Raw genomic sequence first — 6,196 nt, forward strand, 5'->3', positions numbered from 1 at the left:
CGCGGATCGCGCGCGTGGGAATCGACACGGCTACGCCTCGTGCGTTCATCCTCCCGCCTTGATGGAGAGAGGATCAACGGTGAAGACCGAAGCGGAAAAGCAGGCATTCAAGCACGCCTACATCGAGGCGCGCGGGTATTGGGCCGAATTCAACGACGGCCTTCTGGAATACAGTCCCGAATGGCTGGAAGCCTACCTTGCCTATTCCTCCAGCCCTGCATGCACCGGCCCGCTTTCGGCGCGGATGCGCGAACTGATTTACGTGGCCGTCGATGGTTCGACCACGCATCTGTTCCAGGCGGGGCTTGAGGTCCATATCCGCATCGCGCTGGATATCGGATGCAGCGCGGCCGAACTGGTCGAAGTGCTTCAGATCGCCACGATGCAGGGGCTCGACAGTGTGGCCATGGGCATGGATGTGCTGGTGCAGGAACTGGCGGCGCGCGGAACACCGCTGGCCGGGCCGCAGGACTGGCTCTCGGCCGCAGCGCGTGTGTCGCCTGAATGGGCTTCGGCGCTGGCGAACCTTCAGGTGGTCGCGGAGCGGACCTCGCGTCTCACTCCTTGCGAGCGGGCGCTGATCCGGTTGGCGCTGGCCGCGTCGCCTACGCATCTCAATGAAAGGGCCGTGCGCATCGAAGTGCGCGAGGCGCTTGATGCCGGCGCCTCGGCAGAGGAGATCGCGCAGGTTTTCCAGCTTGTGGCGCACCTTGGCCTTCATGCCTGCACGGATGGTATCCCTGCGGTGATGCGCGCCGTGGCAGAGCCTAAGGGTGACTGACGGGATGGACATCCGCTTCTTTACCGAAGTCGCCAATGACCTTGGTGAAAGCCCGGTCTGGGACGCGCGGCGGGGCTGGCTGTGGTGGGTCGATATCCGCCATAACCGCGTCATGGCGGCAGATGCCAGCGGCCGGGTTCAGCGCGAATGGACGTTCGCGAGTGCAGTCGGATCGATCGGCCTGGCCCAGCACGGCCTGGTTGCCGCGTTCACCGACCACTTCGCGCTGATCGACGCACAGGGCGCGGTGCGGCCGCTGGTATTCCCGCCGATCGGCAGCGGAGCGATCCGCTTCAACGATGGCAAGGTCGATCGGCAGGGGCGGTTCCTTTCGGGAACGATGCAGCACGGCGGGCAGGAGCAGCCATTGGCCACCGTCTGGCGGCTCGATGGCAGCGGCAATGCGGCGCAAGTTGAAACTGGCCTGAAGCTTTCCAACTCGATCTGCTTTTCGCCATGCGGCCGCTGGCTTTATCTTTCCGACACGCTCGAAGGCGTGATCCGCCGCTATCCCTACGATCCTGAAACCGGCGCCCTGGGTGCGCGCGAGGATTTCTTCGACTGCACTGCAATCGGCGCCCCCGATGGCGCGACCGTTGATACCGAAGGACGCCTTTGGGTGGCGCTGGTGACGACGCAGCGGATCGGCTGCATCTCGGCGCAGGGCCGATTGCTGCGCAGCATCGATGTGCCGGTGCCCTACCCGTCGTGCCCGGCTTTCGGTGGGCAGGATATGGCGACGCTCTACGTTACCACCATCGCCGATTCCGGGCACAAGCTGAAGTCCGACCATCCCGATGCCGGGCGGATGCTGGCGATCACCGGGCTTGATGCGCGCGGTATTGCCGAGGCGATCCACGTTCCGGACAATCACACTTGAAATTAGCGGGGCTGCAAGGGCCTCAGGCTGGAACTGAGCAGGCCCCTCAAGGCAGTCACCTGCCCATGGACCTCGATTTTACCCCCGCCGAACTGGCATTCCGCGACGAAGTGCGCGCTTTCTTTGCGAAGACGGTGCCTGCCGAATGGCTTACCCGCGTGCGGGCCGGGCTCCGGCTCGAACCGGCCGAACTGATCGCCTACCAAAAGGCGCTCGCCGCGAAGGGCTGGGGCGCGCCGACCTGGCCCGTCGAATACGGCGGCCCCGGCTGGACCCCGGCGCAGAACTACATCTTCGAAAGCGAATCCGCCCGCGCCGGGGCGCCGATCCAGTTCCATCAGGGCCTCGAACTCATCGGCCCGATCATCTTCACTTACGGTTCGCAGGAGCTGAAGGACCGCTACCTGCCCGGCATCATCAATGCTGACGACTGGTGGTGCCAGGGCTATTCGGAGCCGGGCGCGGGGTCCGACCTCGCCTCGCTGCGCACCACGGCGGTGCGCGACGGCGACCACTACGTCCTCAACGGGCAGAAGATGTGGACCAGCTATGCGCAGGTCGCCAGCCACATGTTCGTGCTCGCCCGCACGTCTCAGGAACCCAAGCGTCAGCAGGGGATCTCGCTGATGCTGGTCGATATGAAGACGCCCGGCATCGCGATCCGCAAGATCGAGACGATGGACGAGAAGTACACCACCAACGAAGTCTTCCTCGACGACGTGCGGGTGCCGGCGGGGAACCTCGTCGGCGCCGAGGGCAAGGGCTGGGAATACGGCAAAGTGCTGCTGGACCGCGAGCGCATGGTCTGCTCGGCCACCGCGATCCACCTGCCGCAAGTGCTTGACGGCGTGCGCGATGCCGCGCGTGCCCGCAAGGTGGGCGGCATGCCGCTGATCGAGACGCCGGCCTTCGCCGCGCAGCTTGCGCAGCTGGAGATCGAGGCGATGGCGCTTGAAACCATGGTGCTGCGCCTGCTGGCAGACCTTGCCTCAGGTGCCGATTCCGGTCCGCGCGGGTCGATGGTGAAGCTGCGCTGGTCGGATCTCTATCAGCGCGCCACCGCGTTGTGGATGGACGCGCTTGGCCCCGAGGCCGCGCATTTCCGGGCGTTGGACGGCGAAGGCCCGGCCGACATGCCCTACGGCATGCAGGGGGCGCTCTATTCGCGCGTCACCTCGATCTACGGCGGATCGAGCGAGATCCAGCACAACATCATCGCCCGCCGCGCGCTGGGTCTGTGAGGCTGCCATGAACTTCGAATATTCCGACGAACAGCGCATGCTGGCCGACAGCGCCAACCGTCTCGGCGCGGACCTGTGGCCGTCCAGCGACCGGCTCAAGCTGCTGGAGCATTTCGATACGCTGACCGCGCATACCTCTGCGCAGATGGCCGAACTGGGCTGGCTGATGCTGCCGATCGCCGAGGAGGACGGCGGCCTTGGCGGTTCTGCGGTCGACGTCATGGCGATCATGGAAGGCATCGGCCGCCACCTGATCCCCACGTCCTACGTCGCCAATGCCGTGCTTGTCCCCGCGCTGGTGAGCGGTGATCCCGCCGCCGCTGACCTGCTTGGCGCGATCGGCGAGGGCAGCGCGAAGGCGGCAGCGGGCCTGCTCGAACCCGATGGTGGCTTTGACCTTGGCTGGGTCGAGTGCGCCGCAGCCGGCAGCTCTGGCGGCAACGGCACCGACTGGACCCTCACCGGCGAGAAGCTGCACGTCGAGGACGGAGCCGATGCCGACTGGTTCGTCGTTACCGCGAGGACCGATGCGGGCATCAGCCTGTTCCTTGTGCGCGCCGATGCGCCGGGCCTTGCCGTTTCACGCTTCCGCGCCATCGACCAGCACCGCCACGCCCGCCTGAAGCTTGACGGCGTTACCGCCGTGCTGATGGGCGAGGCGGGCGCGGCGCTGCCCACGGTCGAACTCGCGGTCGACAAGGCTATCTGTGCGCATCTGGCCGAGGCGGTCGGATCGATGGAGGCGGCCCATGCCGCAACCCTCGAATACTTGCGCACCCGCAAGCAGTTCGGCGTGGCGATCGGCAGCTTCCAGTCGCTCCAGCACCGCGCAGTGGACATGGCGATTGCGCTGGAGGAGGCGCGTTCGATGGCGTACCGCGCCACGCTCAGCCTCGGCCTTCCCGCAGTGGAGCGCCGCCGCGTGGTCTCCGCCGCCAAGGCGCGGGTGGGGCAATGCGGGCTCTATGTCGGGCGACAGGCAGTGCAGTTGCACGGCGGCGTCGGCTTCTCGGACGAACTGATCATCAGCCACCACCTCAAGCGGCAGATGATGCTCGACTGCGCCTACGGCTCTGCGGAGCACCATGTCGCGGGCTTCGTCGCGCTGCAGGGTGTCGCGGGCGCATGAAGGCGCTCTCACGAATGTGATTTTGGGTCCGCCGGACCCCCAATGGTCGGTCCGCCGCAGCGCCTTGCGGCATAGTCGGTGGATCGAACCTCCCCCCAAAAGTTGATGCCAGGAGATGATGGGCGAAATGGTTGAAGCTGCTAACAAGGGCATCGACGGCAAGTACGATGCGGTCGTCGTCGGCGCGGGCATCGGCGGTCTTTACGCCGTCTACAAGCTGCGCGAGATGGGCCTTTCGGTGCTGGGCATCGAGGCGGGCGATAACGTCGGCGGCGTGTGGTACTGGAACCGTTATCCGGGCGCGCGGTGCGATCTGCTGACGATCGACTATTGCTATACGTTCTCGCCCGAAGTCGATGCCGAATGGTCCTGGTCCGAGCAGTTCGCCGCCCAGCCAGAGATCCTTGAATACATCAACTTCGTTGCCGACCGCCACGAACTGCGCAAGGATTATCTGTTCGACACCCGCGTCAACCGGGCCGAATACGATGAGGCGCGGCAGGTCTGGACCTTCAGGACCGAGACCGGCAAGACCTTCGAGGCGACTTATGCGGTCATGGCCACAGGGCCGCTCTCGGTGCCCAAGCGCCCCGATTTCGAGGACTTCGACAGCTTCAAGGGCGAACTCTACTACTCCGGCCGCTGGCCCAAAGAGCCGGTGAGCTACGAAGGCAAGCGGGTGGGCGTGGTGGGCGTCGGTTCCACCGGCATCCAGATCATTCCGGTGGTGGCGCAGGAGGCGAAGGAACTCGTCGTATTTCAGCGCACTCCCAGCTTCACCATGCCGATGCGCAATCACAAGCATTCGGCCGAGTACACCGCCGAGATCAAGCGCAACCTGTCTGCGATGCGGGCCCAGGCGCGCAACAGTCCGCTTGGCGGGGTACGCCCGGCGACAACGCGCCCCTATTTCAGCCTGCCGCCCGAGCACCGCGTCAAGATCATGGAATCGGCGTGGCAGAACGGCGGCCATACCTTCCTTGGATCGTTCTCCGACCTCATGCAGAACGAGGAGGCGAACGAGCAGGTCGCCGAATTCGTGCGGGGCAAGATCAGCCAGGTCGTCAGCGACCCGGCCACCGCCGAGGCGCTGAAGCCGCGCGGCTACCCGATCTTTGCGCGCCGGGCCTGTCTGGATACCAATTACTACGAGACCTACAACGAAGAGCACGTCAGCCTTGTCGACTGCTTCAAGGAGCCGATCGTCGGCCTGACCGAGAAGGGCGTGCGCACCGCGGAGCGCGAGATCGAGCTGGACATGTTGATCCTTGCCACCGGGTATGACGGGCTGACCGGCGCGCTGATGGCCTTCGACGTGGTTGGCCGGGGCGGCAAGACCATCAACCAGGAATGGAAGGACGGCGCGCATTCGTACCTTGGCCTGATGATGAAGGACTTCCCCAATCTGTTCATGATCTGCGGTCCCAACGGCCCGTCGGCGCTGGCGAACATCTTCACCATCAACGAGCAGAACGTGAACTGGCTGGCCGGTGCGATCGACCATATGCGCAGGTCAGGCCTGACCGCCATGGAGCCCACCGTCGAGGCCGAGCATGAATGGATGGACCACGTCCACGACCTTTCGCTCAACACCTTGGTTCGCAAGGCGAATACCTGGTACACCGGCGCCAACGTGGCCGGAAAGGCGCGCGGGTTGACGATGTACACCGGCGGGTTCAAGGCATACCGCGAAGCCTGCCAGGACGCCGCTGACGACAACTGGCGCGGCATGGTCTTCGAGAAGACCGGGGTGCCCGAGACGGTGGCCTGACCCTTCACCTTCGATCCGCCGCCGAACAGGGCCGAACAGCGCTGGGCTGGGCAGGTTTACACGGTTGACACGGTCCAGAGGGAAAGGGTGTCACCTTATGCCGGAAAGTGTCACCTTGGGGGCGCAAGGTGACACATTTCGCGGCCGATGTGTCACTTTGGAAGGATGATGTGTCACCTTGCGGTGTAACCTTATGCAGTTCGGGGCGGTAGGATCGGGCATGGGGCGCAGTGTATGGGACGGCGCCGGATGTAGGAAAGCGGACTTTCTGGAAACGCCCCAAGCAGGCCCCTCAGAGACAGTTACACGGTTCCTGATTGCGGACCTTCGTGAAGCAACCACTAGCAGGCGTTCAAGTCGCCCGATAACATCAGCCCATGAGCGAACAATCTTA

General features: G+C 64.8%; 5 protein-coding genes. All 5 read left to right on the forward strand.

Going from position 1 to position 6,196, the window contains the following annotated elements:
* Positions 1 to 79 precede the first annotated feature (79 nt).
* The 5 genes from A8V01_RS25450 to A8V01_RS25470 all read left to right on the forward strand — a co-directional run bounded on the left by A8V01_RS25450 (position 80) and on the right by A8V01_RS25470 (position 5,802).
* The gene (locus A8V01_RS25450) at positions 80 to 781 is read left to right on the forward strand and encodes a carboxymuconolactone decarboxylase family protein (protein ID WP_170066070.1); all 702 of its coding nucleotides are present in this window, start codon (positions 80 to 82) and stop codon (positions 779 to 781) included.
* A complete protein-coding gene (locus A8V01_RS25455) occupies positions 774 to 1,661 on the forward strand; it encodes an SMP-30/gluconolactonase/LRE family protein (protein WP_245892825.1) in 888 nt (295 codons plus the stop codon). Before A8V01_RS25450 ends, A8V01_RS25455 begins: the two co-directional genes overlap by 8 nt.
* 65 nt (positions 1,662 to 1,726) lie before the next feature.
* Positions 1,727 to 2,902 (forward strand): acyl-CoA dehydrogenase family protein, encoded by a 1,176-nt coding sequence (locus A8V01_RS25460; protein WP_103099038.1) that lies wholly within the window; start codon positions 1,727 to 1,729, stop codon positions 2,900 to 2,902.
* A 7-nt stretch (positions 2,903 to 2,909) separates the two neighbouring features.
* The gene (locus A8V01_RS25465) at positions 2,910 to 4,031 is read left to right on the forward strand and encodes an acyl-CoA dehydrogenase family protein (protein ID WP_103099039.1); all 1,122 of its coding nucleotides are present in this window, start codon (positions 2,910 to 2,912) and stop codon (positions 4,029 to 4,031) included.
* Positions 4,032 to 4,158: 127 nt separating this feature from the next.
* Positions 4,159 to 5,802: a flavin-containing monooxygenase gene (locus tag A8V01_RS25470; RefSeq protein WP_245892826.1), complete on the forward strand. Its 1,644-nt coding sequence runs from the start codon at positions 4,159 to 4,161 to the stop codon at positions 5,800 to 5,802.
* Positions 5,803 to 6,196: the final 394 nt, after the last annotated feature.

The organism is Novosphingobium guangzhouense, assembly GCF_002896965.1.
GTDB lineage: Bacteria > Pseudomonadota > Alphaproteobacteria > Sphingomonadales > Sphingomonadaceae > Novosphingobium > Novosphingobium guangzhouense.

Excerpts from the sequence above, each read along its gene's own strand:
- A8V01_RS25460 (WP_103099038.1), top strand. The coding sequence starts at position 1,727 with ATGGACCTCGATTTTACCCCCGCCGAACTGGCATTCCGCGACGAAGTG.
- A8V01_RS25470 (WP_245892826.1), top strand. The coding sequence starts at position 4,159 with ATGGTTGAAGCTGCTAACAAGGGCATCGACGGCAAGTACGATGCGGTC.
- A8V01_RS25465 (WP_103099039.1), top strand. The coding sequence starts at position 2,910 with ATGAACTTCGAATATTCCGACGAACAGCGCATGCTGGCCGACAGCGCC.